This window comes from Sulfitobacter sp. HI0129 (genome assembly GCF_001635395.1).
Classification (GTDB): Bacteria; Pseudomonadota; Alphaproteobacteria; order Rhodobacterales; family Rhodobacteraceae; genus Sulfitobacter.
The window spans coordinates 1-1,922 of record NZ_LWGH01000683.1; the positions used below are offsets into that span (position 1 = coordinate 1).

The following is a 1,922-nucleotide window of genomic DNA, read 5'->3' on the forward strand; positions in this document are numbered from 1 at the left end:
AGCTTCGCCCGAACGCCCCGCCCGAAGAGTGAACGACGCCCGCTTCATGGCCACGGCGCTGACGCTGGGCGGACGGGGGCAGGGGCAGGTCTGGCCCAACCCCGCGGTCGGCTGCGTCATCGTGCAAGAGGGCCGGATCATAGGCCGCGGCTGGACCCAGCCGGGCGGGCGCCCCCATGCGGAGACCGAGGCGCTGGCCCGCGCGGGCACGGCGGCGCGCGGGGCCACCGCTTACGTCACGCTGGAACCCTGTGCCCATCACGGGCGTACGCCGCCCTGCGCACAGGCGCTCATCGATGCGGGCGTGGCCCGCGTGGTCGTGGCCACCACCGACAGCGATCCGCGCGTGGCGGGGCGGGGCATCGCCATGCTGCAGGCCGCGGGGATCGAGGTTACCACCGGCGTGGGGGAGGCTGAGGCGCGGCAGGACCACATGGGTTTCTTTTCGCGCATCGACCGGGGGCGCCCGGCGCTGACCCTGAAGCTCGCCCAAAGCTTTGACGGCCGCATCGCCACCCCGACGGGAGAGAGCAAATGGATCACCGGGTCGGCGGCGCGGCGGCTGACCCATGCCATGCGCGCACGCCACGATGCGGTGATGGTGGGGGCGGGCACCGTCCGGGCGGATGACCCGGCGCTGACGGTGCGCGATATGGGCGCCAAACGACAGCCCGCCCGCATCGTTGTGTCGGACCGGCTGGACCTGCCGCTCATGAGCCAGCTTGCACGAACGGCGGCGGAAGTGCCGGTGTTCCTGTGTCACGGGCCGGGGGTGGACACAGCGCTGCGCGAGACCTGGCGCGGCTTGGGCGCGCGGCTGATCGAATGCCGCCGGGCCCGGGGCCGCATCGATGTGGTGAACATGATGGAGCGGCTTGCCGGGGAAGGGCTCAACCGCGTCTTCTGCGAAGGCGGCGGCGCACTGGCCGCCTCGCTTCTCGGGGCGGATCTGGTCGATGAACTGGTGGGGTTCGGCGCGGGTCTGGTGCTGGGGGCGGACGGGCGGCCCGGCGTGGGCCCGCTCGGCCTGCAACGCCTCGCGGCGGCACCGCGTTTCACGCTGCAGCGTACAGCAAGGATCGGGGAAGACGTGCTGCACGTCTGGCGGCGCGTGGCGCAGCCCGGGGAATGAGTATTTGTGAAAGGGTGAAGGGGGTGCGCGGATTCCCCCTTCACCCTTTTCCAAACACTCAAATTCCAACGCTTCTCCCGGGCGGCACCGGACAGATCAGCCCCGGGGGCGGCGCCAGAGGTGCGCGCGGCTGGCGAGCAGGCCCTGCGCCTTCGACAGGACACGGTTTACCGGCCCGCGCCGTGGCGCATCGCCTGACATCAGCCTGTCGATCACCACCTCGACCGGGCAGGGCAGGCCGGTTTGCGGATCGATGTAGCGCGGGTAGTCCACCAGCGTCGCGTGGACGAGACCCGCGAGCGCGGGGCGCGCCCGGCGCCGGGGCGGCACGTCGCCCAGATCCTGCGTGAGCCCCCAACCGGCATAGAAGGGCACGCCCAGCGTAGTGACGGGCAGGCCGCGCAGCAGCGCCTCGAACCCCAGGAGGCTGGTCATGGTCCAGACTTCGTCGGCCTCGCCCAGCAGTCTCGCCGGGTCCGCCTGGGCCAGCACCACGTCGGTCAGTTGCGCGAGATCCGCCGGTGGGACGGTGCCGCTGCGAAGCCCTGCCTCCACATCCGGGTGGGGTTTGTAGGCGATGAAAGCCTCGGGTCGGGCGGCGCGGGCGGCCTCCAGCAGGGCGAGATTGGTTCGGACCTCTGCCGTTCCGCAGAGGATCGATGCGTCATCCTCGACCTGGCCGGGGACGAGCAGGCGGGGGCGGCCCGGGGGGGTGTCTGCCGGAAAGCCCTCGCCCTGTGCATCGAGGTTGTATTTGCTGAGTTTGCCTCTTCGCAGCCGGTCGATGATG

General features: G+C 71.5%; 2 protein-coding genes. One reads left to right on the plus strand and one right to left on the minus strand.

The window, feature by feature from the left end:
* Positions 1 to 46 precede the first annotated feature (46 nt).
* Positions 47 to 1,132 carry a bifunctional diaminohydroxyphosphoribosylaminopyrimidine deaminase/5-amino-6-(5-phosphoribosylamino)uracil reductase RibD gene (ribD, locus tag A3764_RS17275; protein WP_067928840.1) on the plus strand — a complete coding sequence of 362 codons (1,086 nt, stop codon included), beginning with the start codon at positions 47 to 49 and terminating at the stop codon, positions 1,130 to 1,132.
* 96 nt (positions 1,133 to 1,228) lie between these two features.
* On the opposite strand, the gene A3764_RS17280 is transcribed toward ribD, so the two are convergent.
* Positions 1,229 to 1,922 (minus strand): capsular polysaccharide export protein, LipB/KpsS family (locus A3764_RS17280; RefSeq protein ID WP_443069393.1); only part of this gene is annotated, 694 nt, incomplete at its 5' end.